This is a genomic window from Rhodococcus sp. LB1 (genome assembly GCF_001583455.1).
Taxonomy (GTDB): Bacteria; Actinomycetota; Actinomycetes; order Mycobacteriales; family Mycobacteriaceae; genus Rhodococcus_F; species Rhodococcus_F opacus.
This window is the reverse complement of sequence record NZ_LTCZ01000061.1, coordinates 31,028-55,198: the sequence shown is the minus strand read 5'-3', so window position 1 is coordinate 55,198 and position 24,171 is coordinate 31,028. Positions and strand designations below refer to the sequence as shown.

Below are 24,171 nucleotides of genomic sequence, written 5' to 3'. Positions count from 1 at the left end.
GGCGCACTCGCAGCCCTGCTGACCGACCGGGGCGGCAAGATCACCACCGGTGTCCATGTCCGCGATCGGACCGAACTCCCGACCGCCGACGTCGTCCTGCTGGACGTCGCGCCGTCCGCCGCGCTCGGCATCCTGGGCGCTCGCCTGCCCGACCGGGTGGCCCGTGCATACCGGCGGTTCAAGCACGCGCCCGCCGCCTTCAAGGTCGACTTCGCGATCCAGGGCGGGGTGCCGTGGACCGATCCCGAATGTGGACGCGCCGGGACCGTCCACTTGGGTGGCAGCTTCGCCGAGATCGCGGCCGCCGAACGCGACGTCGCTGCGGGCCGCATGCCGGAGCGGCCGTTCGTCCTCCTCGGTCAGCAATACCTCGCCGATCCCGGTCGATCGAACGGCGATCTGCATCCGCTGTACGCGTACGCCCATGTCCCGCACGGCTACACGGGCGACGCGACGGAGGCGATCACCGCGCAGATCGAACGATTCGCCCCCGGCTTCCGGGACCGCATCGTCGCCACGGTGAGGAGCGGAACGGCGCGGCTGGCAGCGTCGAATCCCAATTACATCGGCGGTGACATCATCGGCGGGGCCAACACCGAAACCCAGGTCGTGCTGCGGCCGCGCATCGCCCTCGACCCGTACAGCACCGGGATCCCCGGCACCTACCTGTGTTCGGCATCGACGCCGCCCGGCGCCGGGGCACACGGCATGTGTGGGTACAACGCGGCGCAATCCGCCCTGCGCTATCTGCGAAAGGGCGGAGGGGACGTGCTGTGAGCAGTCCCGCCCCCGGCGACCGCGGCGCCGGTGCCAGGCGCCGCATGGCGCGGGTGCCCGCGATGGCGGAGGCCGAGGTCCTCGACATCGTCGCCGGCATCGCCCGGAAACTCGATGCGCGGCAGGCGGAGATCACCCGCTCGATGAGTGCGCTGCTCGCGCACGAGATCGACCAACTCGACGAAGACCCGCAACTCGTCGAACTGCTCGAGGCGAGCGTGAACGGCAACGTCTCGACGATCGTGCACGTCCTCGCCAACGACATTCCCGTCGATCACCTACAGCCCACCACCGCCGCCGTGGAGTACGCGCTGCGGCTGGCGCAACGTGACGTGTCGTCGAACTCGCTTGTCCGCGCGTACCACATGGGCCAGGACGACCTGATCAAGATCTGCTACGACGAGGTCAGCTCCCTCCAATTGTCCGGACCGCTGACCCTCGCTGTGCTCAAACACATTTCGGAGGTCGTGTACAGCTACATCGACTGGATCACGCTGTACGTGTTCGACGCCTACGAGCAGGAACGACGGCGCTGGCTGGGTGCCCGCGGCAACGTCCACTCGTCGACCATCCACACCCTCCTCACCGGAACCGGCGACGACGGGTCCGCGTTCGAGACCGAAACGCACTACCGGCTCGAGCAGACGCACGTCGCGATGATCCTGTGGTCCACCGGTCCCGACACAGAGGCGAGCCTCAACACCCTCGACCACTACGTGCGGGACCTTGCCCGCCACCTCGCCACCGACTCCGCACCCATCGTCACCGCCATCGACCGTCGAACCCTGTGGGCCTGGCTCCCTTTCGGCCGCCGGAAACCCGTCCTCGACACCACCGAACTCGCCGCGGCCCTGCCCGCGAACCCGGGAATCCGGACCGCGATCGGCCTGCCCGCGACCGGGATCGCGGGATTCCGACGGTCACACGAACAGGCGCGCGCGGCCTACTCCGTCGCGACCGTGCCCAACACCCCGGCCCGGCCGATCGTCGGCTTCGGCGACCGCGGCGTCGCCGTCGTCTCGCTCCTCGCCGAGAACCTGGACTCGACCCGGGCGTGGGTGTGGGAGGTCCTCGGCCCGCTCGCGGAGAACACCGACCAGGCCGCGACACTGCGGACCACGCTCAGCACCTACTTCGCGACCGGCGAAAGCCACCTCCACACCGCCCAGCAGATGAACCTGCACCGCAACACCGTCAAATACCGCATCACCAAGGCTCTCGGCGACCCCGCCACCGGCACCCACAGCAAGCTGGATCTCGCTCTCGCCCTGCAGGTGTGCGAGTTCCTGGGTCCGACGGTGCTGAAGTAGGCGCTTCGCGCCTGTGCGTGGTTGACGAGTCTCTGGACTCCTTAACCACGCACGGGCGGCGGAGCCGCGAGTTTGTCGCCGATCACGCGTAGGCCTTCCGGGAAGGCGCCGGGGTTGGTACCGGAGTAGTTGAGTCGGATGAAGGGACCCGCGGGTTCGGCGGGGAACCATTCGGCGCCGGGGGCGATGAGCACTCCTGCGGCTTCGCAGTCGCGGACGAGTTGCGTGAGGTTGGTTGCGTCGGGCAGGCGTACCCAGAGGTTGAGTCCGCCTTTGGGCACGTTGGTGAGGTGGGCTCGGGGGACGTGCTCGCGCAGGCCGGTGACGAGCAGGTCGCGGCGTGCCCGGAGTTGTTGCCGGAGATTGCGCAGGTGGGTCTGCCATCCGGGCTGGGTGACGACGTCGAGTGCTGCGGCCTGGAGTAGTCCGCTGACGTACATCGAGGAGGCTCCGCGGTCGGCGAGGATGCGTTCCCGGGCAGGACCGCGGGCGATGACTGCGGCGATGCGTATGGACGGTGACACGCTCTTGGTCAGCGAGCGGAGGTAGACCACATGGCCGGCGTCGTCGTGCGCGGCGACGGGGTTGGAGTTGGTGTCGATTCCGAAATCGTGGGCCCAGTCGTCTTCGACGAGGAAGGCCCCGTTCGCCCGGACTACCTCTAATATGCTTTCGGCCACCGTGTTCGACCATTGTGCGCCAGTGGGGTTGGCGTAGTTCGGTTGCGCGTAGAACACACGCGCGCCGGTCTCCTCGAAGGCGCGGGCCAGCTCGTCCGGGTCAGGGCCGTCAGGTCCGCTGGGGACGGGGACGACGTGCACTCCGGCCTGGGCCGCGGCCAGGATCGCCCCCCAATACGTGGGCGACTCCATCAGCAACGGTTGCCCGAAAGAGACCAGGGCCCGGAAGACGGAGCTGAGCCCGCTCTGACTTCCGGGCAATACGATGACGTCGCTCGCTGTGGGCGGCGTGACGCCGACCGGTGTCGCGCTGCCGAGCTCGTGGGCGAACCACGACTGCAGCTCCGGCAGACCCGCTGTGGGAGAGGGCGACAGCGCGGCGTCGCTGCGTGCTGCTCGGGTCAGCGCGGATCGAATCAGGCGCTCCGGTAGGAGTTCCCGATCCGGATAGCCCGCGTGCAGCGCGATCGCATCGTTGGAGGCGCGGCGCATCGGAGTCGACAGCGAAGGCAGGCGGCTCGGCGGGGATCGCAGAGCCGCGGTCTGCCATCCGTAGTCGAGCGGCCGCGCGGTCCGAACGGCGCGAACGAACGTGCCGACGCCGGGCCTGCTCTCGATCAGCCCCTGCGCGGTGAGGGTACGCAGGGCCTTCTGCACGGTCACCGGACTTGCCGCGTACTCCGCGACCAGCGACCGGGTCGATGGGAGCCGCGCCCCGGGTGGCGCCTGGGCGATCCATTCACCCAGTGCTGCGACGATGCGCGTACTGCTATCGTTGACCATGACGGTAGATAGTAGCGCTACTCAAATTCGCGCGACAGTGTTATCGACTTCTCGTGCCGGTCTCTGGTGGGGCCTGCTCGGGGTGGCGGCGTTCTCGTTCACGGTGCCGTTCACTCGGGTGGCGGTGGGCGGGTTGTCGCCGCTGTTCATCGGCTCGGGCCGAGCGGTCGTCGCCGCGGTGCTCGCGGCGCTCGCTCTGACGCTGACCCGGCAGCGCGTGCCGCGGGGTGCGCAGTGGGCGCGGCTCGCCGTGGTGGCGGGTGGAGTCGTCGTCGGCTTCCCGCTTCTCACGTCCTTCGCCCTGACGACCGTGTCTGCCGGTCACGGTGCCGTCGTCATCGCACTGTTGCCGGCGGCGACGGCGGTCACGACTGCTGTCCGAGGAAAAGAGCATCCGCCGCTGTCGTTCTGGATCATGGCGGGGGTGGGCGCCCTGGCATCTGTCGTGTTCGCATCCATGCAGGGCGGCGGGATCGGTCGGTTGCACTGGTCGGACCTGCTGCTGTTCGGTGCCGTCGCGGCCGCCGCGGTCGGATACGCCGAGGGCGGCCTTCTCGCCCGCGAGCTCGGCGCATGGCAGACGGTGTCCTGGGCGCTGATGGTCGCCGCGCCGCTGATGATCGCCCTGGCGGTCGTTTCGGCGATCCGGCAGCCGCCGACCGGCTCACCGATCGAGTGGGCGGCGTTCGCGTACCTGGGCGTGGTCAGCATGTTTCTCGGCTTCTTCGCCTGGTACCGCGGGCTCGCGATCGGGCCGATGGCGCAGGTCAGCCAGGTCCAACTGGTCCAACCCGTGTTGACCATCTCCTGGGCGGCCCTGCTCCTGCGAGAACAACTCACCTGGGCCACCGTCCTCGGCGGAGTGGCCGTCGTCGTCTGTGCCGGGACCGCCGTCCGAGCCCGAGGGCGCTTCGCACCCGTGCGCGGTTAAAGAGTCCAGAGACTCGTCAACCACGCACGGGCGGCGGAGCCGCCTACGCCCGACTGAGGATGGACCCGAGATCGGCGGAGGGGGAGAGCGTGCCGTACTCGTGCGTGCGGTCGGGGCCGAGGCGGGCGTCGACGAAGGCATCGGCGACGGCGGCGGGCGAGAACCGGGTCAGCAGCGACGCCTGCAGTGCGAGGGCCATCGATTCGACGACGGTGCGGGCGCGCAACTGTGCGCGGGCCGGGTCCTCGGTGGCGAGTTCGCCGAGCTGACGACGGACCCGGTCGAGGTGCTCGTCGAGCACCGCGTTGCTGCCGCGGGCCAGGTTCACCTCAGCGTCGAATGCGGCGACGCTGTCGGGTTCGCGGGTCATCGCGCGCAGGACGTCGAGGGCGATGACGTTGCCCGACCCCTCCCACACGGCCATGACGGGCTGCTCGCGGTAGCGGCGGGCGAGCGGGAAGTCCTCGGTGTAACCGTTGCCGCCCAGGCATTCCAGCGCCTCGTAGGCGTGGTGCGGGCCGCGCTTGCAGATCCAGTACTTCGCGACCGCAGTCGCGAGCCGGCGGAAGCTGCGTTCCTGCTCGCTCGCGTCCTCGTCGTGCGCCCGGGCGAGGCGCAGTGCGGTGACGGTGGCCGCCTCCGACTCCAGCGCCAGGTCGGCCAGCACCGACGTCATGGCCGGCTGATCGGCCAGGACCTTCCCGAACGCCGAGCGGTGCCGGGCGTGCCACACTGCCTCCGCGACGGACTGCCGCATGCCCGCGGTGCTGCCGAGCACGCAGTCGAGGCGGGTGCGCGCGACCATCTCGATGATGGTGCGGACGCCGCGTCCCGGTTCGCCGACCATGACGCCGACGGTGCCGTCGAGTTCGATTTCGGACGACGCGTTGGACTTGTTGCCCAGCTTGTTCTTCAGTCGCTGGATGCGGAAGACGTTGCGGGTGCCGTCCGGGAGGATGCGGGGCAGCAGGAAGCACGAGAGGCCGTCGCCGCCCGCACCTTCCGCCTGTGCGAGCACGAGGAACGCGTCGGACATCGGCGCGGAGCAGAACCACTTGTGCCCGGTCAGCAGGTAGTCGGCGCCGGGACCACCGCGTCCGGCGGGTGTCGCGACGGTGGTGTTGGCCCGGACGTCGGAGCCGCCCTGCTTCTCCGTCATGGACATGCCGAAGATCGCGGACGCCTTGCCGGGTGCGTCGAGTTCGGGGGTGTAGCTGCGGGACAGCGCGCGCGGCTTCCAGATCGCGGCGACGTCGGGTTGCAGGTCGAGGGAGGGGATGACGGCGTTGGTCATCGAGATCGGGCAGGAGTGTCCGGGTTCGATCTGCGCGAACATCATGAATGCCGCTGCGCGAGCGACGTTCGCGCCGGGCTTCGGGTCGGCCCACGCCGACGTGTGCGCCCCGTGCGCGACGGCCGCGGAGATGATCCGGTGATACGCCGGGTGGTATTCGACCTCGTCGATCCGATTGCCCCAGCGGTCGAACGTCTTCAGTTCGGGGATGATCGTGTTGGCGAGTTCGGCGTCGTGCTGGAACGTGGCGCTGCCGACGAGTGCGCCGATGTCGGTGAGTTCGCCGGTGGCCCAGTCGGCGTCGTGGCGGCGCACGCCCTCGGCCAGCACCGTGTCGAGGGTGAACTCGTTGACGTCGGCGCGGGGCACCGACTGGTTGAGCACGGTGTGAGTCCGGTGGGGTGCGGGATGGGTGACGTTCGTTTCGGAAAAAGTAGTCATGGCACTGTCTTTCGTGAGTCAGCTCGCGGAGCGGATCAGGTGCTTCTGGATCTTGCCGGTGGGTGTGCGGGGCAACACGGTGGCGAACACGTAGTCGCGCGGAATCTTGTAGCGCGCCAGCTTGTCCGACAGGTAGTCGCGGATGTCGTCGGCACCCACGACGTCCGGTTCACGCCACACGACGTGCGCGACGACGGTCTCGCCCCATTCGGGGTGCGGCCGGCCCACCACCGCGACGTCCACGACGTCGGGATGGCCGGAGATGGCGTCCTCCACTTCCTTGGAATAGACGTTCTCGCCGCCGGTGATGATCATGTCTTTCGCCCGGTCGACGATGAAGAGGTAGCCGTCGTCGTCCCGGCGCGCGAGATCGCCTGTGCGGTACCAGCCGCCGTCGGCAAACACGGCTGCGGTGGCGTCGGGATCGTCGAGGTAACCCTGCATCACGGTCTCGGTGCGCAGCCAGATCTCGCCGATCTCCCCGGCGGGCACGTCGATGCCGTCGGGGCCGGCCAGGCGCATGTCGACGCCGGCGAGCGCCGCCCGGCCGATCGAGCCGGCCTTCGCGAGCTGTTCCTCCGGGTAGAGGACGGCCCCCACGGGACCGGTCTCCGTCATCCCGTACACCTGGTAGAAGCGGGTGGTGCGGTACGACTCGACGAGCCGGCGCGCCACATCGGCGCCGATCGGTCCGCCGCCGTAGAGCCAGGCCCGGACGCTGGACAGGTCGTTTTCGGCGAAGTCCGGTACCGCATTCAGCGCCGTGGTGTAGATGACCGGCGGCCCGAAGCACAGCGTGATGCGTTGCTGCTGTACCGCTTCCAGGAAGTGGACGGGATGGTACTCGCGGACGAGCACGACGGTGCCGCCCATGTACAGCGTCGCCATGAGCCAGTTGTTGAGCGGTGACGCGTGCCAGATCGGGACGGCCATCAGCAGTCGCTCGTCGCGGGTGATCGACAGACCGAGGGCCGCCGTGGTCGCCACGAGCACGACGTTGCGATGACTGTGCACGCAACCCTTGGGTGCGCCGGTGGTGCCGGACGTGTAGAGGATTTCCGCGGGGTCGTTCTCGTCCGGCTCGATGCCGTCGATGCCGTCGAGGTCCGCGATCGCGTCGTCGAAGAAGGTGTGTCCCTCCACTGCGGTGTCGGTGGACAGCAGCTGCACCGGCGTCTCGAGTCGCTCGATGACGGGTGCGAGGTCGCCGTCGAAGACGCATACCTTCACCTGCGCGTGCCGCAGGATGTAGTCGACCTCGGGTGCCTGCATCTTGTGGTTGACCGGCACCACCACCGCGCCGATGCGCCAGGCGCCGAGCATCGCGTAGACGAAGCCGGGGGTGTTGAAACACATCAGAGCGACGCGGTCGCCGTGCCCGACCCCCAGTTTCCGCAGCAGGGCGGCGGCGTGGCGGCTGCCGTCCTGCACGGAACCATACGTATGGTCGCGACCCTGAAAATGGAGAAAAGCCTTGTCGGGCGTCTTCCGGACGTTGCTGTCGAATACGCGAACGATGTTCATCGCGCTCCTTGGAGAAGAGAAGTTCAGTCGATGGAGGTGTTGCGGACGGTCTCGGGGATCTGCAGGTTCGCGAAGATGACGGCGACGGCCTCCTCGAGCGAGTAGCCGAAGCTCTCACCGGTGGCGGTCTTCTGGATCACGAGGCCGAAGATCGCCGACCAGAACGCCTTCGATTCGACGTCGATGCCGGCGCGCAGTTTCCAGCCGGTGCGCATCAGGGTGCGGATCAGCGCGTCCTCGCCCGAGGAGTGCAGGGTGCGGAGGGTGTCGGTGATGAGGTCGCGCAGTTCGCCGCGGCGTCCCGTCATCAGCATCGCCGAGGTGAAGAGTTCGACGCTGGGCGCGCCCGGCCCGAGCAGGGAGCCGACGAGCTTCTCCGTGTAGTCGCCGACGGTCTCCGCGGTGGCCGCGTCGCCCTCGGCCCGTTTGCCGGCACGCAGGACGGCAGCGCACGCGACCTCGACGAAGAGGCGCTCCTTGGAACCGTAGTAATAGGTCACCTGGTTGGGGTGGGCCCCCGCGGCGGCGCAGATCTGCGTGATCGGGACACCCTCGCCGTGCTCGAGAAAGAGTTCGGTGGCGGCGGTGAACAGGGCGTCGCGGGTCTGGCGACCGGACTCCCGGGTGGCCCGCGCTGCTCGGCCCGTCTGCGACACCATGACTGCCTCCCACTTGTTTGTATGACAAACAATAACTCAACTTTGTTTGTATGACAAACAAGGAGAGTGACGGGCGTCGCGCCGGACATCCTCCGACCCCGGAAATACCGACCGCCAGGGTTACGCTGCTCACCATGTTTTCTTCCGTCGGAGCGAAGATCCGTGTGGTGGTGGCGCTACTGCTCACCGCCCTGCTGGCGCTGACCCTGTCGTCGTGTTCGAGTGACGGGGAGACGTCGGGATCGGCGTCGCAGGATCTGTGTTCGCCACCCGGCGTCGGCGCGGCCACCGCCGCCCCGACCAACCTCGCCGCCTCCGGCGCCGCGGCCGAGGACCGCTACACGACGCCGTCGACCACCCCCCTCGACCAGATCGACGCGTCCAAGCTGAACCTCATCACCCCCGGCGTCCTCACCGTCGGCACGCTGTCCGACGCGCCGCCGAGCATCTGTGTGAACTCCGAGAACGAGTTCACCGGTTACGACAACGAACTGCTGAGGGCCGTCGCCGACAAGCTGGGCCTGCGCGTCGATTTCGTCGGCACCGAGTTCGCCGGCCTGCTCGCCCAGGTCGCCGGGCGCCGCTTCGACGTCGGATCCTCGTCCATCACCACCACCGACGAGCGCCGTAACACAGTCGGGTTCACCAACGGATACGACTTCGGCTACTTCTCCCTCGTCGTCCCCAACGGCGGACCGATCCAGGGCTTCGACGACCTGACCGCGACGACCCGCATCGGTGTCGTCCAGGGCACCGTCCAGGACGACTACGTCGTGAACACGCTGAAGCTGAACCCGGTGAAATTCCCCGACTACGCCACCGCGCACGCCAACCTGAAGTCCGGGCAGATCGACGCCTGGGTGGCGCCGTCGCAACAGGCCGAGGGTGCCATTGCGCCGGGCGATCCCACGTCGATCGTCGAGAACACCTTCAGCGTCAACAACTTCGTGGGCTGGGCCGTCAACAAGGAGAACCAGCCGCTCATCGACGCCCTCAACTCCGGGCTCGACGCCGTCATCGCCGACGGCACCTGGGCGCAGCTGTACTCCGACTGGGTGCCCCGCGAACTGCCCGAGGGCTGGAAGCCTGGCAGCAAGGCGGCGCCGGCGCCCGACCTGCCGGACTTCGCCGCGCTCGCCGCCCAGAACTCGCAGAACACGACCGAAACCCCGGTCGCGGAGCCCAAGTCGACGCTCGAGCAGCTGAAGGACACGTTCTTCAACTGGGACCTCTACACGCGGGCGTTCCCGGATCTGCTCAAGACCGGTCTGCCGAACACGTTGATCCTGGCGTTGGCGTCGGGCATCGTCGGCACCGTCCTGGGCATGCTGCTCGCGATGGCCGGCATCTCCCGCACTCGCTGGCTCCGCTGGCCCGCCCGCGTCTACACGGACGTGTTCCGCGGGCTGCCCGCCGTCGTCATCATCCTCATCGTCGGTCTCGGCGCCGGACCCATCGTCAAGGGACTCACCGGCAACAACCCGTACTGGCTCGGTGCGGCCGCGCTGTCGCTGCTCGCGTCCGCGTACATCGGTGAGATCTTCCGGTCCGGCATCCAGAGCGTCGAACCCGGACAACTCGAGGCGTCCCGGGCGCTCGGTTTCAGCTACCGGAAGTCGATGACGCTCGTCGTGGTTCCGCAGGGTGTGCGACGGGTGCTGCCAGCGCTGATGAACCAGTTCATCTCCCTGATCAAGGACTCGTCGCTGATCTACTTCCTCGGCCTGCTCGTCAGCCAGCGGGAACTGTTCGCCGTCGGCCGCGACCTCAACGCGCAGACCGGCAACCTGTCGCCGCTCGTCGCCGCCGGCCTGTTCTACCTGGCGATGACGATTCCGCTGACCCACCTCGTCAACTACATCGACAACCGCCTGCGCACCGGCCGCGCCGACACGTCCGGCACGCTCGACCCGGTGGAACAGTCCATCGTCGTGGAAAGGGGATAAGGCGATGGCCGTCTCTCTCACTGGCACCGACCTGCACCTCGCGTTCGGCACCAACAAGGTGCTCCGCGGCGTCGACCTCCACGTCGACGCCGGCGACACCGTCACCGTGATCGGACCGTCCGGCTCCGGAAAGTCCACCCTGCTGCGGGTCCTCAACCGGCTGCACGAACCCGATCAGGGCGACGTCCTGCTCGACGGGAAGTCGGTGCTGAAGGACAACCCGGACAAGCTGCGGCAGCGCATCGGCATGGTGTTCCAGCACTTCAACCTGTTCCCGCACAAGACCGTCGTCGACAACATCGCCCTCGGGCCCCGCAAGCTCAAGGGGATGTCCAAGGACGAGGCGCGGTCGCTGGCGCTCGAACAGCTCGAACTCGTCGGGCTCGCCAACAAGGCCGACTCACGGCCCGGCAACCTGTCGGGCGGGCAGCAGCAGCGCGTCGCGATCGCCCGCGCCCTCGCGATGAAGCCCGAGGTGATGTTCTTCGACGAGGCCACCTCGGCACTCGACCCCGAACTGGTGAAGGGTGTCCTCGCGCTGATGGCCGACCTCGCCAAGGGTGGCATGACGATGGTCGTCGTCACCCACGAGATGGGCTTCGCCCGCGAGGTGTCCGACACCGTGCTGTTCATGGACCACGGTGCCGTCGTCGAGACCGGCAAGCCGGACCAGCTGTTCGACAAGCCCGAAACCGAACGGCTGCAGCAGTTCCTGTCCCAGGTGCTCTAGACCGCTCCGCGGCCTGTGCGTGGTTGACGAGTCCTGAGACTCCTTAACCACGCACGGGCGCGAAGCGCCTACCGCGTCATCGCCCGGATCCGCCTGGCCGCGACGGAGATCAGCGCCAGCGTGGGTTCGGTGGCGACCTCCGACTCGATCTCCGTCAGCAGCGCACGCGCGCGGGAGAGCCGGGCGGCGTTGTGCTGTTCCCACTGGTCGACCTTGTCGGATGCGTCCTCACCGGGTTCGCTCACGGACAGCGCGTCGAGGGTGATGGCGCGCAGCGAGCTGTACAGATCGTCACGCAGGGCGAGGCGTGCGAGGGCGTGCCACCGGTCCAGCCGAGGGAGCGCCGTGACTGCGGTCAGTGCGGTGTTGATGTGCAGGTGCGCCGACAGCGCGAAGTACAGTTCGGCGACGTCCTCGGGGCGGTGCTGCGAGATCTCCGCGATGTCCACGATGTCGAGGAGGCAGTACGTGTGCAGCAGGTCCGCCACGTCCGCGGCGAGCCCCGTCTCCGCGCCGCGCGACGTGAGGGCCTCGGTGCGCCGCTCCACCGCCGTGATCTCGTCGCCGCGCAACCATTCCCGCACGCGCGGGCCGAGGTCGCGGACGACCGGCCGGTAGCGGGCGATGGTGGCCTCGAGCGGCAGCGGCTGCGGCCGGTGCGTGGTCAGCCACCGCGACGCGCGGTCGATCAGTCGCTGGGTCTGCACCGTCAGTGCGTTCGTCCCGGCCGTCGGCGTCGTGTCGGCCGTCGCCCGGATCCGCTCGAAAGTCGCTCCGAGGTCGAAGATCTCGGTCACCGCAGTGAAGGCGTTCACCGCCTCCGCGGAGTCGGCGCCCGTCTCCTCCCGCAGCCGGAAGGCATACGTCATCCCCGCGCGGTCGACCATGTCGTTGACGACCGACGTCGTGACGATCTCCCGGCGCAGCGGATGCGCGGCGACCGTGTGCGCGAACTCCCGGCCGAGGCGCGGCGGGAAGTAGTTGTGCAGCCGGCCGGCGTAGACCCCGTTGTCGGGGAGCGTCGTGCCCGACACCTCGCTCTTGATGAAACGCTTGACCTGCGCGGTGAGCTGCGCCAGCTCCGGGCTGGTCAGTCCCTTCTGCTCACGTTCGAGTGCGCCGAACTGCGCGGACGTCGGGAGCACGTCGATCGCGCGGTCCACGTGGCCGCGCCGTTCCAGGTCGTCGACCATGCGGGAGTGGAAGCTGACGAGAGTGCCGGCCTGCGCCCGGTTCAGGCTCATCATCTCGTTCTGGCTGCGGTTGTCGGCGAGGACGAGCCTGCTGACGTCGTCGGTCATGTCGGACAGCAACTCTCGCCGGTCCTGCGCGGCGAGGGTGTTGTCGGCGGTGGCGCCTGCCAGGGCGATCTTGATGTTGACCTCGTGGTCCGAGCAGTCGACGCCGGCCGAGTTGTCGAGCGCGTCGGTGTTGACGCGACCGCCGTTGCGCGCGTATTCGATCCGCCCGAGCTGGGTCAGGCCGAGGTTGCCGCCTTCGCCGACCACCCGGACGCGCAGTTGGGGCGCGTCGAGCCGGACCGCGTCGTTCGACTTGTCGCCGACGTCGGCGTGGCTCTCCGTCGTCGCCTTGACGTAGGTGCCGACCCCGCCGTTCCACAGCAGGTCCGCGGGCGCACCGAGGACGGCACGCACGAGTTCGACGGTGGTGAGGACCCGATCGTCGTCGATCCCGAGAACGCGCCGGGCCTGCGGTGTCAGCCGGACGGACTTCGCCGACCGGTCGACGATCATGGCGCCGTCGCTGAGGACCGCCTTGTCGTAGTCCTTCCAGCTCGACCTGCCGAGCCCGAAGAGCCGTGCACGCTCGTCCCACGACCGCTGCGGGTCGGGATCGGGGTCGATGAAGACGTGCCGATGGTCGAATGCCGCGAGCAGGCGGATGTGGGGGCTGAGCAGCATCCCGTTTCCGAAGACGTCGCCGCTCATGTCGCCGATGCCGACGACGGTGAAGTCGTCGGTGCGGGTGTCGACGCCCATCTCGCGGAAGTGCTGCATGACGCTTTCCCACGCGCCGCGGGCGGTGATGCCCATCGCCTTGTGGTCGTAGCCGACGGAACCGCCGGACGCGAATCCGTCGCCGAGCCAATACCCGCGCTCGAGTGCGATCGCGTTGGCGACGTCCGAGAATGCCGCTGTCCCCTTGTCCGCGGCGACCACGAGGTACGTGTCGTCACCATCGCGCCGGACGATGCCCTCCGGCGCAATTACCTGCCGGGTCCTGATGTCGAGGTTGTCCGTCATGTCGAGCAGGCTCGAGATGAATTCGCGGTAGCAGGAGATGCCCGCCGAGTACATCGCCTCCCGGTCGGCGGCGGCGTCGCCGGTGGGCACGGGCGGGTTCTTGACGACGAAGCCGCCCTTCGCTCCCGCGGGGACGATGACGGCGTTCTTGACCGCCTGCGCCTTGACGAGTCCGAGGATCTCGGTGCGGAAGTCGTCGCGGCGATCCGACCACCGGATGCCGCCGCGGGCGACGTCGTCGAATCGCAGGTGCACGCCCTCCATCCGGGGCGAGTACACGTAGGCCTCGTATCTCGGCCGGGGCAGCGGCAATTCGTCGATCGACGAGGAATCGAACTTGAACGCGAGAGCGCGCGCGGGCCGACGGTCGCCGGCGTAGTACGTCGTCCGGGTGGTGGCGCGGATCAGCGAGAGCAGTGCCCGCAGGATCCGGTCGGCGTCGATCCCGGCGACGGCGTCGATCGCGTCGACGATGCGGCCCCCGAGCGCGTCTTCCGCGGCGGCGTCGCGTTCGATGCCCGGGTCGAGGCGGAGCGCGTGGAACTCGACGAGGAGTTGCGTGATTGCACTGTTGCTCAGCAGGACTCGTTCGACGTTGCTGCGGCTGTACGGAAGCCCGGCCTGACGCAGGTAGGCGGCGTACGCGCGCAGGACGGTCACCTGCCGCCACCCGAGCCCGGCGTGCAGAACGAGCGCGTTGAACCCGTCGACCTCGGTCTCACCCGTCCACGCGGCCCGGAACGCGTCCGCGATCCGGCTGTCCCGGGTCACCCCGTGGCCGTCCGTCACGGCGACCAGATCGACGGTGAGGTCGTAGATCCAGGCACGGTGCCCGTCCGGGCGGGTCAGCGCGGCCGGCCGTTCGTCGAGCGCGTTGACACCGAGGCTGGACAGGATCGGCAGAACCTCGTTGAGCGGAGCGGGTTTCCCGACCGCGTAGATCTTGAGGTTCTCGTACGGCGCGGACGCCTCGGTGGTGGTGAACGTCAGCGCCACACTGTCGACGTCGAGGCGCTCCACCTCGGCGACGTCGCGGATCGCCTGTGCCGGATCGGTTTCGGTGGCATAGCTGATCGGCAGCGCGGACGCGTAGTGGCGCGCGACGCCGGTGTCGAGACGGTGCGGTTCCGTGAGCAGCGTGCTGCGCCACAGCTCGTGGGACCAGGGGGTGTCGAGTTCCGTGCCGATGCTGTTCATGACGATGGGGTGATCTCCTGTAGTGGGATCGGACCGAAGCCGATCACGCAGTGGTGAAGCGAATCAGTTGACCGGGTCGAGCCTGGGCGATCCGGTCGATGTCCTCGTCCGCGACGACGCCGATGACGGGATAGCCGCCCGAGATGGGATGGTCCGCGAGGAAGACGACGGGCTGCCCGCTCGGCGGAACCTGGATGGAGCCGAGCGCGACACCTTCGGTCGGGAGTTCGGCCTCGGACGTCCGCACCAGTGCCGGCGAGTCGCCGTGCCGGTTCAGGCGCGTCCCAATGCGATCGGTGTCCGGGGACACGGCCCACACTCCCGTGGTCAACGCTTCGGGGTTGGTGAACCAGTCGTCGCGGGGGCCGCCGATCACCCGCACCGACAGCGTTCCCGCGTCCATCGGGGGAACGGGCGCGACGTCGACGTTCGGGAAGTTGGTCGCCGCGGAACCGACGGGCAGAACATCGTCGGGTTTCAACGCTTCCGGTCCGATTCCGGAGAGGGTGTCGGTGCTGCGGGAGCCGAGCACGTTCGGCACCGCGACGCCACCTCGGACGCCGACGTAGCTGCGCAAGCCGACCTGCGCGTACTGCAGGCGCAGCGTCTGCCCCGGCTGCATCACGATGACGCTCGCGTGCCCCATCGGGATTCCGTCGAGCAGCGCCGTGGCGGGTGCACCGGTGACGGCGACGATGGTCACCTGCGGCGCCCGGAGGGCGAGGCCGCCCATCAGCACCTCGATGCACGCGCTGTTCTCGTCGTTCCCGACCAGCCGATTAGCCAGCTTCGCGGACCCGCGGTCGGCGGCGCCGGACACGCCCACACCCGAACTCAGGTAACCGGGCCGGCCGAGATCCTGGATCAGGCTGAGCGGACCCGTTTCGAGTACTTCGAGTTCACTCACAGTGTTTCCTCGTCGACGAATCGGACGCGACGCCCCGGCTGCAGCAGCGCCGGAGGGTTCGCGTCGAGGTTCCACATCGGGGAGTCCGTGGTTCCGATGATCTGCCACCCGCCGGGTGAGGACCGGGGATACACCGCGCCGTAGCCGCCGGCGAGGGCCACGGACCCGGCGGGCACCACGGTGCGGGACTGGGCGCGGCGGGGAACGGTGAGCCGGTCGTCGCCGCAGCTGAGGTAGGCGAAACCCGGTGCGAATCCGATGAAGACGCAACGCCAGGTGGCCGACGTGTGGGCGGCGATCACGTCCTCGCGGGTGATCCGCAGATGGTCGGCGACGTCGGCGAGATCGGCGCCGTCGTAGCGGACCGGGATGGTGACCGGCTCGGATTCGGTTGCGCGGCTGTCCTCGTGCACCTCGAGGTCGACGGTCATCGTCCGCAGCGCGCGGCGCACCTCGTCGAGGTCGGTGCGCGGAGTCGTGGTCACGAGCACCGTCCGCGCCGCGGGGAGCACGTCCTCCACCCCCGGGACCGGGGTGCGGCGGAGGCGTTCGGTCAGCGACACCACGAATGGTTCCGACTCCAGTTCGACGAGGAGGCCCCGGTTGCCCGCCGGGAGGATCCGGATGCCGGCGCTCGGGGTGGTCATGCGAAGGACCCGAGCGTGACGTCGGCGCTCTCGAGGGCGTGCCGGACCTGGCGGGCCGTGCGCACGGACCCCGGCGAATCGCCGTGGACGCAGATGCTGTGCACCGACACCGCGACGTCGGCGCCGTCAATCGATTCCACCGTTCCGCTCGACACCATGCGCACGGCCTGGGCGGCGGCGACGTCGGGATCGGCGATGACGGCGCCGGTCACCGAGCGCGGGGTCAACGTGCCCGCGGCAGTGTAGCGGCGATCGGCGAAACCCTCGGCGACGAATTCGATGCCATGGGTTTGCGCCGCACGCTGCAACTGCGAGCCGGGTGGGCCCATCAGCGCGAGCGGTTCGGTGAATCGGTCGATGGCCGACGCGATCGCCTCGGCCCGCTCGTAGTCGAGCGCGGCGGAATTGTAGAGCGCACCATGCGGTTTGACGTACGACACGCGGGACCCGGCGGCACGCGCGAACCCGGCAAGCGCGCCGATCTGGTACAGCGTTTCGTCGCGCAGATCCGCCGGCGACACCGCGAGTTCACGACGGCCGAATCCGGCGAGATCCCGGAAACCCACGTGCGCACCGATAGCGACGTTGCGCTCGGCCGCACCCTCGCAGGCCCGGCGGATGATCATCGGATCCCCCGCGTGAAAACCGCACGCGATGTTCGCGCTCGTGACGATGTCGAGGAGGGCCTCGTCGTCCGCCAGGGTCCACTGCCCGAAACCCTCGCCGAGGTCGCAGTTCAGATCAACGCGCATCGGGAACCTCCAGGACGTACTCGCTGTCCGGGGTGTCGGTGATCAGCATGTACCCGGGTGCATGGGTGATCGCGAACGGCAACCGGGACGCCATCACCGCCGCCTGCGGGGTGACCCCGCAGGCCCAGAACACCGGCACGTCGCCGGGCTCGAAGTTCACCGGATCGCCGAAGTCGGGGGCCGCGACATCGGCGATGCCGAGTTCCGCTGGATCACCGATGTGCACGGGCCCACCGTGGACGGCAGGCATCCGCGCCGAGATCGCCGCGGCGAGGGCCACCTGATGTTCGGGAACGGGTCGCATCGACACCACCATCGGTCCGCTCATCCGGCCTGCGGGCCTGCACTCACGGTTGGTCACGAACATCGGGACGTTGCTGCCCTGCTCGACGTGACGCAGCGGCACCCCGGCAGCGGCAACCGGGTGCTCGAACGTGAAACTGCACCCGATGTGGAAGGCCACGAGGTCGTCCCGCCACAGGCCCGACACGTCCGCGGTCTCGTCGGCCAGTTCGCCGTCCTTCCACACCCGGTACAGCGGCAGGTCCGTGGTGATGTCGGCGCCGGGGGCGAGCATCGTCGTGCGGGAGCCGACGTCGCCGACGTCGAGGACGGGGCACGGCTTGGGGTTCCGCTGCGTGAACAGCAGAACGTCGTAGGCCCAGTCCTCCGGTACGGCGATGAGATTCGTCTGGGCGAATCCGGGCGCCAGACCGGCGGTCGGGGTGACATGTCCCGAACGGAACGCGGAGCGGAGGTCGGCCGGTGAGTCAGTCAAGTTGGATCCCGCGGGTCTCGGGGAGGAAGAACAGGGCGAAGACGGCGATGGCGTATCCGAGCGCACCGAAGATCATCGCGCCGCCGATACCCAGCTGGGTGGCCGCCAGGAAACCGACGACCGCCGGGAACACGGCGCCGACCGCGCGGCCGAAGTTGTACGTGAAGCCCTGGCCCGTGCCGCGGGACTGCGTCGGGTACAGCTCGGACAGGAACGATCCGAAGCCGCTGAAGATCGCCGACGTGCAGAAGCCGAGGGGGAAGCCCAGGATGAGGATCAACGTGTTCGCGCCCTCGGGCACCTGGGTGTAGCCGACCATGAAGACGGCCGACAGTGCCGCGAACAGCTGCATGGTCCGCTTGCGTCCCAGCTTGTCGGTGAGGATGCCGCCGCTGACGTAGCCGAGGAACGCACCCGAGATCAGGATGGCGAGGTAGCCGCCGGTGCCGACGACGTCGAGTCCGCGCGAGGTCTTCAGGAATGTGGGCAGCCAGGACGCCAGCGTGTAGTAGCCGCCCTGCACGCCGGTGGCGAGCAGCGACGCGAGCACGGTGGTCTTGAGCAGTCCGCCGCGGAAGATCGCGGCGAACGAGCCGGTCTCCTTGCCCGCGGACTCACGACGTTTCGTGACGACCTCGGGATCCTTCAGATTCCGGCGAACCCAGATGATGAGGAACGCGGGCAGGACACCGGTGAAGAACAGCACTCGCCACGCGACGTCGGGATCGAACAGTTGGAAGACGACCGTGTAGACGATCACCGCCAGCGCCCAGCCCACTGCCCACGCGCTCTGGACGAACGCCACGGCCCGGCCCCGGTACTCGGCCCGGGCGTATTCGGCCACGAGAATCGCACCCGCCGCCCACTCGCCGCCGAAGCCGAGGCCCTGGAAGGCGCGGAAGACGAGCAGCGTCTCGAAGTTCTGTGCAAAGCCACACAGCACCGTGAAGATCGTGTACGTCGCGACCGTGACCTGCAGGGTGCGGACCCGGCCGATCTTGTCGACGAGGATGCCGGCGAGGGCACCGCCGAGCGCAGACACGACCAGCGTCACCGTCGTCAGCAGGCCGGCCTGACCGGTGGTGAGGCCGAAGTAGGCGGCGATGGCCGCGAGGCCGAGCGGGAGGACCTGGAAGTCGTAGGAGTCGAGTCCGTACCCGCCGAACGCGCCGATGAAGGCTCTCTTTCCCTTCGGCCCGAGGGTGCGGAACCAGTCGAAGGGGCGCGCCTGCGCGACCTCGGTCTGTGTATCTGTGGTCATGGCACCTCGCCTGAAGAAGGGATGTAACTGCCGGAAGAAACGGTGTAACTCCCATCACGGTACAAATCGTTCAACGATCCTGCAATACCCTGAGAGGATCGTTTAACATGGAAGTCATCGCGGAACCGAGCTCACAACTATGATTGCGGTCGAGATCGAAACCTGAGGAGTGGACTTGACCAGCTCGAATGCCCTTCGTGGCGATGCGCATTCCCGCCTGGCCGCTCACCGCGGCCTGCTCGAACGCACCAGCAGGACCACCCGGGTGGCCGGCATTCTGCGGGACGCGATCATCGACGGAACGTTCCGACCAGGGGCGCGTCTCTCCGAACCCGACATCTGCGCCGCCCTCGACGTCTCCCGCAATACGGTGCGCGAGGCCTTCCAGATCCTGATCGAAGACCGACTGGTCGCGCACGAACTCAACCGCGGCGTCTTCGTCCGCGTGCCCACGGCCGAGGACATCACCGAGCTGTACATCTGCCGGCGCGTCGTCGAATGCGCGGGCGTCAACGGATTCGACCCCGCCACCGGCGACCTGTCGCGCGTGGCCGAGGCCCTGGACCTGGCCGACGAGCGGTACGCCGTCGAGGACTGGACCGGAGTCGGCACCGCCGACATCCACTTCCACAGCGCCCTCGCGAGCCTCAACAACAGCAATCGCATCGACGAACTGATGCGCAGCGTGTGGAACGAGGCGCGGCTCGTCTTCCACGTCATGGACGACGCCCACCGATTCCACGGCCCGTATCTCACCCGCAATCACGAGATCTACGACGCGCTGGTGGCGGGCAACACCGAAGCCGCAGGTCAGCTACTCAAGACCTACCTCGAAGACGCCGAGGCGCAGATCCTGGGGGCGTACCGCCCCGTGAGCGGTTGACGAGTCCAGAGACTCCTCAACCACGCACGGGCGCGAAGCGCGAGAGCTGCGGTGAGGCAGCGACGACACGCTTGACCAACGATGCTGCGGCGGTCACCTGCGCCTGATCGATGCCGGTTTCCACATCATGACTGTGAAAATGCGCGACCAGTTCCTCGGTCGCGAGGTTGCCGTGCGCGCCCGGCGCGAAGGGGCACCCGCCGTATCCGCCGACGGCGCTGTCGAAGTGTGCGATCCCCAGATGGCGTGCTGCTTGCAGGGCGGTGGTGAGTGCTTGGCCGTCGGCGTTGTGCAGATGCAGTCCGATGGTGATGTCGGGCAGTGCTTCGCGCACGGCGCCCACCGCGGTGAGCACGTGCTCGGTGGTGGCGGTGCCCAGGGTGTCGGCCAAACCCAGGGCGCGTATCCCCATGGCTGCGAACTGTTCGGCGACTTCTACCAGGCGTGTGGGTGAGACGGTTCCCTCGAACGGGCAGACGAATGCGGTGGATATCCCGCCGAGGAACCGTTGCTCCGGGTAGCCGGCCACCGCCCGGGACAGGTCCTCGAGGGCCTGCGCAGCGGACTTGCCGGCGTTCGCTCGGCTGTGTGCGGAACTGGCCGATGCCGCGATGTGCACGACGTCGACTCCGGCGGCCACTGCACGGTGGACCCCGGTGGCGTTCAGCGCCAGGGCGCTGACCTGTGTGGTGGCGCGGTAGGGCTGCAACCGGGCGATGAGTGCGTCGGCGTCGGCCATCTGAGGAACGCGGGTGGGCGAGACGAAGGAGACGGCTTCGATCTGCCGGACTCCGGCGGCCACCAGCGCGTCGGCGATGGTGAGTTTGTCGTCGGTGGCGACGAGGACGTTTTCGTCCTGTAGTCCGTCGCGCAGGACGACGTCGGTGATGGTGACGGGCATGCGGGAACCTTCTCGAGAGGGCCGGGGGTCAGAGCGAGGTGGGAACGACGATCAGGGCCCAGGCCACCAGCGGGGCGAGGAGCACGACCAGGCCGCAGTAGGCCAGGACGCTGCGTTGGAACCGTTGACGGTCTTCGACGTCGGCCTCGGCCACCACGATGGATCCGTTCGTGGCGAAGGGGCTGACGTCGACGACGGTGGAGGCGAAGGCCAGCGCGATGATGAATCCCAGCGCGCCGAGTTCCCCGGCGGCAAGCATGGGTGCGGCCAGCGGCAGCGCGATGCCCAGGGTGCCGATCGAGGAGCCGACCGCGGAGATGATCGCGGCGGCGTACAGCAGGATCAGCGCGGCGGCGAGAGGGGAGCCGAGGTGGGTGGCGGCGTCGCCGAGGAAGTCGAGGGTGCCGTTTTGTTTGAGCACCGTCATGTAGGTGAGCATGCCGCACACCAGCACGACGGCCGGCCACGCCACCTTGTCTTCGATCCGGGGCATCTTCTTCGGGGCCATCAGCAGCAGAACCGTGCTGATGCAGATCGAGCTGACTCCGACGTCGACGTTGAAGGCCACCGAACCTACTGCCAGGAGCAGGATTCCGATGAGCGTCGCGACCCGTTCCCGGTTGAACGGGGTGCGGCCGATGACGTCGACGTCGGGCAGGACGGCGGTCGCGGAGGCGGTGCCAGATCCCGGGCTGGGATGGGGGCGGGTCGGTGCGCCGGCGCCGGCGCCGGTGATCTCGTCACGGTCTTCGGGCAGCTCGTGGAGCAGGTCGCGGCCGTAGATGGCGAACAGTACGGCGAGGAACAGGGTGTTCAGTGCAAAGGGAACGATGAACAGCAGCAGCGGGTTCGCCTCGTACCCGGCGGATTTGATCAATCCGTTGACGAAGGCGCCGTAGATCGTGATGGGCGAGAACGCGCAACCCAGAGCGCCGTGGTTGATGGCCATGCCCATCAGCAGGGGGTTGATCTTCTTTTTCCCGGCCAGCCGCATCGCGATGGGGGCGAGCATGCCTGCCGCCATCGGTGATCCCAGGGCCATCAGCGCGCCGGAGAGCAGGAACATCATCCACACCAGCGCCCAGCGCCGTCCGTGGACCAGGCGTAGGGCCGATTCGACGATGATATTGATGGTGCCGTTGGCCTTGGCGATGGCGAATAGCAAGGTGATGCCGGCGACGATCAGGAAGATGTCACCGGGAAATGCGTCGACGATGTCGTCGATCGGGATCCCCGACACCCATCCGCCGACGAGGAAGGCGCCGGCGAAGGCGAGGATGCCCATGTTGATCGGCACCTTGGTGGCGATGGTGAAGATCAGTACGAGGGCGAGGATGGAGATGGCATAGACCATGGGACCGTGTTCTTTCCGTGCGGGGCAGACGGGAAAGGTGCGGCTGCACCAGGGAGCAGAGGGGCGGCGGATGCCCGCGGGTCAGATGACGCCTGCTGTGCGCAGTGCGTTCAGGCGGTCGGGCGTCAGGCCCAGCATCCGGCCCAGTACCGGCTCGGTGTCGGCACCGAGATCAGGCCCCAACCATCCGACTTTCGTTGCCTGGCCGTCGAACTGAGGTACCACGCCGGGGAAGCGCACCTCCTCGGACGAGCCGTCTTCGACGTCGACCTTGAACGGCTGGATCATCCCGCGGGCCAGATAGTGCTCGTCGGAGACGATGCGAGCAGCGTCGTAGACGTCGCTGGCCGGGACACCGGCGTCGGACAGTTCGGTGACCACGTCTCTCGTGGATCTGGTCGTCGTCCATGCCACGATCGCCTCGTCGAGATCGTCTTCCCGCAGGTAGCGTTTGGTGCCGTCGACCAGGTCGGGATCACTCGCCAGGTCCGGGCGGCCGACGGCGTTCATCAGCCTGGCGAAGACCCCGCTGGCGTTCCCGGCGATTAGAACCGAGCCGTCGGCACACGGGTAGGAGCCGCTGGGCACCACACCGGGAAGATTGCCGGCGGTGCGCTCGCGCACCATGGCATAGGCGTCGAAGTCAGCGGTCAGCGACTCCATCGCCATGAAGACCGATTCGTAGAGTGCGACGTCGGCGACCTTGGGTCGCGGGTGGTCGCCGCCACGGGCTTTGGCCAGAAGCATCATCAACGCGCTGACCGCGCCGTAGAGACCGGCGAGGGTGTCGCCCAGCGGTGCTGCCGGACGCACCGGCTCACGGTCGGGATAGCCGGTCACATACCGCAATCCGCCGAACGCCTCAGCGACCCCACCGAAGCCGGCGCGCTGCGCGTAGGGGCCGTTCTGGCCGTAGCCGGAGATCCGGACCAGGACGATGTCCGGGTTGGCTGCCTGTAACTGTTCCGGTCCGATGTTCCAGCGTTCGAGTGTGCCGGGGCGAAAGTTCTCGATCACGACATCGACGTTGGTGGCCAGGTCGAGCACCAGCTGCTGCCCCTCGGCGCTCTTCAAATCGAGCGTCACCGATCGTTTGTTGCGCGCGATGGTGCGATACATCATCGAGGTGGTGCCCCTGCTGCGACGCCAACCGCGCAGCTCGTCACCACCGTCGGGACGTTCGATCTTGATGACCTCGGCGCCGAAATCAGCCAGCAGCCGAGTCGCGAAGGGCGCTGCGATGAAGTTGCCCAGTTCCAGGACAGTGATGCCGTCGAGCGGACCTGTGGTGGCGTTGTTCATGACGCTCCGATTCCTGTCGGCGATGCGATCAACCTCGTAATGACCCATTATTTGGGTCATTGTGGCCCGAATAATGGGGCAACCATAGTGCTCCGGGTCACAGAGCGCAACGATGCATGCCGGCCGGCACAGGTCGAGACGACAAGAAAAGACGCACCCGCCGCGGCGAGGCGGCGCGGGGTCAGGAGTCGAGAAGTGACTTTTCGATGCGATGAGCGGCGTCGACGGCCGAGGGACCGAGGCGAGGGCCGGGATCGTCACCGAGCCGGTGCAATGGGCCCGACACGCATACCGACGCGACGATCTCGCCGTGTACTCGTACCGGTGCACTGACCGAGCCGAGGCCGGGAACCCGCTCGGAGAGCGTCTGCCACCAGCCGCGGCGTCGCGCGACGGGGTCGTTGTCGAAATCGCCGGCCAGGACGTGACCGCTCGACCCTTCTGCCAGCGGAAATGTGGTGCCGACCGGCATGGTGGCCCGTAGTTCGTTCGACGATTCGACACTGGCGGCGCACAAGCGCAGGTCACCGCGCCGGACCCACAACTGCGAGGACTCACCGGTGCTGTCGCTCAGCTCCCGAAGCACCGGCATGGCGATATCGGTCATCCCTGCCGCAGTGAAGCGATACCCGAGCCAGTATCGGCCCGTGGCATCTCGGCGCAGGTAGCCATAGTGCGCGAGCTCGGCCACAAGACGTTGGGTGGTCGACTTCGACAAGCCGACAGTGCGTGCAAGCTCGCTGGTGATCATCGGTCGCAACTCGACGGCGTCGATGATGGCGAATGCGCGCGACAAGACACCGACCGTCTTGCGCTGCTCGTCCGCCATTGCCCGATTCTCTCGACGAAA

At 68.1% G+C, this 24,171-nt stretch carries 19 protein-coding genes and 1 pseudogene; 6 read left to right on the top strand and 14 right to left on the bottom strand.

What is annotated here, in order from left to right; translation table 11 throughout:
- Nucleotides 1-777, top strand: a pseudogene (locus AZG88_RS11825) (NAD(P)/FAD-dependent oxidoreductase); the annotation flags it as partial.
- On the top strand, nucleotides 774-2,087 hold the full coding sequence (locus tag AZG88_RS11820; RefSeq protein ID WP_442971712.1) for a PucR family transcriptional regulator: 1,314 nt from the start codon (nucleotides 774-776) through the stop codon (nucleotides 2,085-2,087). The pseudogene AZG88_RS11825 and the gene AZG88_RS11820, both read left to right, overlap by 4 nt.
- A gap of 41 nt (nucleotides 2,088-2,128) precedes the next feature.
- Here the strand turns inward: AZG88_RS11820 and AZG88_RS11815 are convergent, their stop codons facing one another.
- Nucleotides 2,129-3,550 carry an aminotransferase-like domain-containing protein gene (locus AZG88_RS11815; RefSeq protein WP_061045422.1) on the bottom strand — a complete coding sequence of 474 codons (1,422 nt, stop codon included), beginning with the start codon at nucleotides 3,548-3,550 and terminating at the stop codon, nucleotides 2,129-2,131.
- On the opposite strand from AZG88_RS11815, the gene AZG88_RS11810 reads away from it, so the two are divergent.
- Nucleotides 3,549-4,481: a DMT family transporter gene (locus AZG88_RS11810; protein ID WP_061045423.1), complete on the top strand. Its 933-nt coding sequence runs from the start codon at nucleotides 3,549-3,551 to the stop codon at nucleotides 4,479-4,481. The two genes, AZG88_RS11815 and AZG88_RS11810, sit on opposite strands and share 2 nt — an antisense overlap.
- A 43-nt stretch (nucleotides 4,482-4,524) precedes the next feature.
- On the opposite strand, the gene AZG88_RS11805 is transcribed toward AZG88_RS11810, so the two are convergent.
- The 3 genes from AZG88_RS11805 to AZG88_RS11795 are packed head-to-tail and all read right to left on the bottom strand — an operon-like array spanning nucleotide 4,525 to nucleotide 8,399.
- Nucleotides 4,525-6,216 (bottom strand): acyl-CoA dehydrogenase family protein, encoded by a 1,692-nt coding sequence (locus AZG88_RS11805; protein ID WP_061045424.1) that lies wholly within the window; start codon nucleotides 6,214-6,216, stop codon nucleotides 4,525-4,527.
- A gap of 18 nt (nucleotides 6,217-6,234) precedes the next feature.
- Nucleotides 6,235-7,740, bottom strand: a complete 1,506-nt coding sequence (locus AZG88_RS11800; RefSeq protein WP_061045425.1) for a class I adenylate-forming enzyme family protein — start codon at nucleotides 7,738-7,740, stop codon at nucleotides 6,235-6,237.
- 23 nt (nucleotides 7,741-7,763) lie between these two features.
- Nucleotides 7,764-8,399, bottom strand: a complete 636-nt coding sequence (locus AZG88_RS11795; protein WP_005249319.1) for a TetR/AcrR family transcriptional regulator C-terminal domain-containing protein — start codon at nucleotides 8,397-8,399, stop codon at nucleotides 7,764-7,766.
- 134 nt (nucleotides 8,400-8,533) lie between these two features.
- Here AZG88_RS11795 and AZG88_RS11790 point away from each other — a divergent pair, with 134 nt between their 5' ends.
- Both AZG88_RS11790 and AZG88_RS11785 read left to right on the top strand, forming a co-directional pair.
- Nucleotides 8,534-10,345, top strand: a complete 1,812-nt coding sequence (locus AZG88_RS11790) for an ABC transporter substrate-binding protein/permease (protein ID WP_061045426.1) — start codon at nucleotides 8,534-8,536, stop codon at nucleotides 10,343-10,345.
- Between the two features lie 4 nt (nucleotides 10,346-10,349).
- A complete protein-coding gene (locus AZG88_RS11785; RefSeq protein ID WP_005249317.1) occupies nucleotides 10,350-11,075 on the top strand; it encodes an amino acid ABC transporter ATP-binding protein in 726 nt (241 codons plus the stop codon).
- Between the two features lie 68 nt (nucleotides 11,076-11,143).
- Here the strand turns inward: AZG88_RS11785 and AZG88_RS11780 are convergent, their stop codons facing one another.
- The 6 genes from AZG88_RS11780 to AZG88_RS11755 are packed head-to-tail and all read right to left on the bottom strand — an operon-like array spanning nucleotide 11,144 to nucleotide 18,881.
- Nucleotides 11,144-14,536: an NAD-glutamate dehydrogenase domain-containing protein gene (locus tag AZG88_RS11780; RefSeq protein ID WP_061045427.1), complete on the bottom strand. Its 3,393-nt coding sequence runs from the start codon at nucleotides 14,534-14,536 to the stop codon at nucleotides 11,144-11,146.
- Nucleotides 14,537-14,579: 43 nt separating this feature from the next.
- The gene (locus tag AZG88_RS11775; protein WP_061045428.1) at nucleotides 14,580-15,443 is read right to left on the bottom strand and encodes a biotin-dependent carboxyltransferase family protein; all 864 of its coding nucleotides are present in this window, start codon (nucleotides 15,441-15,443) and stop codon (nucleotides 14,580-14,582) included.
- Complete coding sequence (locus AZG88_RS11770) at nucleotides 15,440-16,090, bottom strand: 5-oxoprolinase subunit B family protein (RefSeq protein WP_061045429.1); 651 nt, start codon at nucleotides 16,088-16,090, stop codon at nucleotides 15,440-15,442. The genes AZG88_RS11775 and AZG88_RS11770 overlap by 4 nt, the downstream gene beginning before the upstream one ends.
- Complete coding sequence (locus AZG88_RS11765) at nucleotides 16,087-16,842, bottom strand: LamB/YcsF family protein (protein WP_061045430.1); 756 nt, start codon at nucleotides 16,840-16,842, stop codon at nucleotides 16,087-16,089. The genes AZG88_RS11770 and AZG88_RS11765 overlap by 4 nt, the downstream gene beginning before the upstream one ends.
- Nucleotides 16,832-17,620, bottom strand: a complete 789-nt coding sequence (locus AZG88_RS11760) for a putative hydro-lyase (protein ID WP_061045431.1) — start codon at nucleotides 17,618-17,620, stop codon at nucleotides 16,832-16,834. The genes AZG88_RS11765 and AZG88_RS11760 overlap by 11 nt, the downstream gene beginning before the upstream one ends.
- Nucleotides 17,613-18,881 (bottom strand): MFS transporter, encoded by a 1,269-nt coding sequence (locus tag AZG88_RS11755; RefSeq protein ID WP_005249307.1) that lies wholly within the window; start codon nucleotides 18,879-18,881, stop codon nucleotides 17,613-17,615. Before AZG88_RS11755 ends, AZG88_RS11760 begins: the two co-directional genes overlap by 8 nt.
- Nucleotides 18,882-19,050: 169 nt before the next feature.
- On the opposite strand from AZG88_RS11755, the gene AZG88_RS11750 reads away from it, so the two are divergent.
- Nucleotides 19,051-19,764: a GntR family transcriptional regulator gene (locus AZG88_RS11750; protein WP_005256056.1), complete on the top strand. Its 714-nt coding sequence runs from the start codon at nucleotides 19,051-19,053 to the stop codon at nucleotides 19,762-19,764.
- 16 nt (nucleotides 19,765-19,780) lie between these two features.
- Here the strand turns inward: AZG88_RS11750 and AZG88_RS11745 are convergent, their stop codons facing one another.
- From AZG88_RS11745 to AZG88_RS11730, 4 genes are all read right to left on the bottom strand, one after another.
- Nucleotides 19,781-20,665: a hydroxymethylglutaryl-CoA lyase gene (locus AZG88_RS11745; protein ID WP_061045433.1), complete on the bottom strand. Its 885-nt coding sequence runs from the start codon at nucleotides 20,663-20,665 to the stop codon at nucleotides 19,781-19,783.
- A 28-nt stretch (nucleotides 20,666-20,693) separates the two neighbouring features.
- On the bottom strand, nucleotides 20,694-22,019 hold the full coding sequence (locus AZG88_RS11740; protein WP_061697773.1) for an SLC13 family permease: 1,326 nt from the start codon (nucleotides 22,017-22,019) through the stop codon (nucleotides 20,694-20,696).
- A gap of 81 nt (nucleotides 22,020-22,100) precedes the next feature.
- Complete coding sequence (locus AZG88_RS11735) at nucleotides 22,101-23,321, bottom strand: CaiB/BaiF CoA transferase family protein (protein ID WP_061045452.1); 1,221 nt, start codon at nucleotides 23,319-23,321, stop codon at nucleotides 22,101-22,103.
- A 181-nt stretch (nucleotides 23,322-23,502) separates the two neighbouring features.
- The gene (locus AZG88_RS11730; RefSeq protein WP_025433594.1) at nucleotides 23,503-24,150 is read right to left on the bottom strand and encodes an IclR family transcriptional regulator; all 648 of its coding nucleotides are present in this window, start codon (nucleotides 24,148-24,150) and stop codon (nucleotides 23,503-23,505) included.
- Between the last annotated feature and the right edge of the window lie 21 nt (nucleotides 24,151-24,171).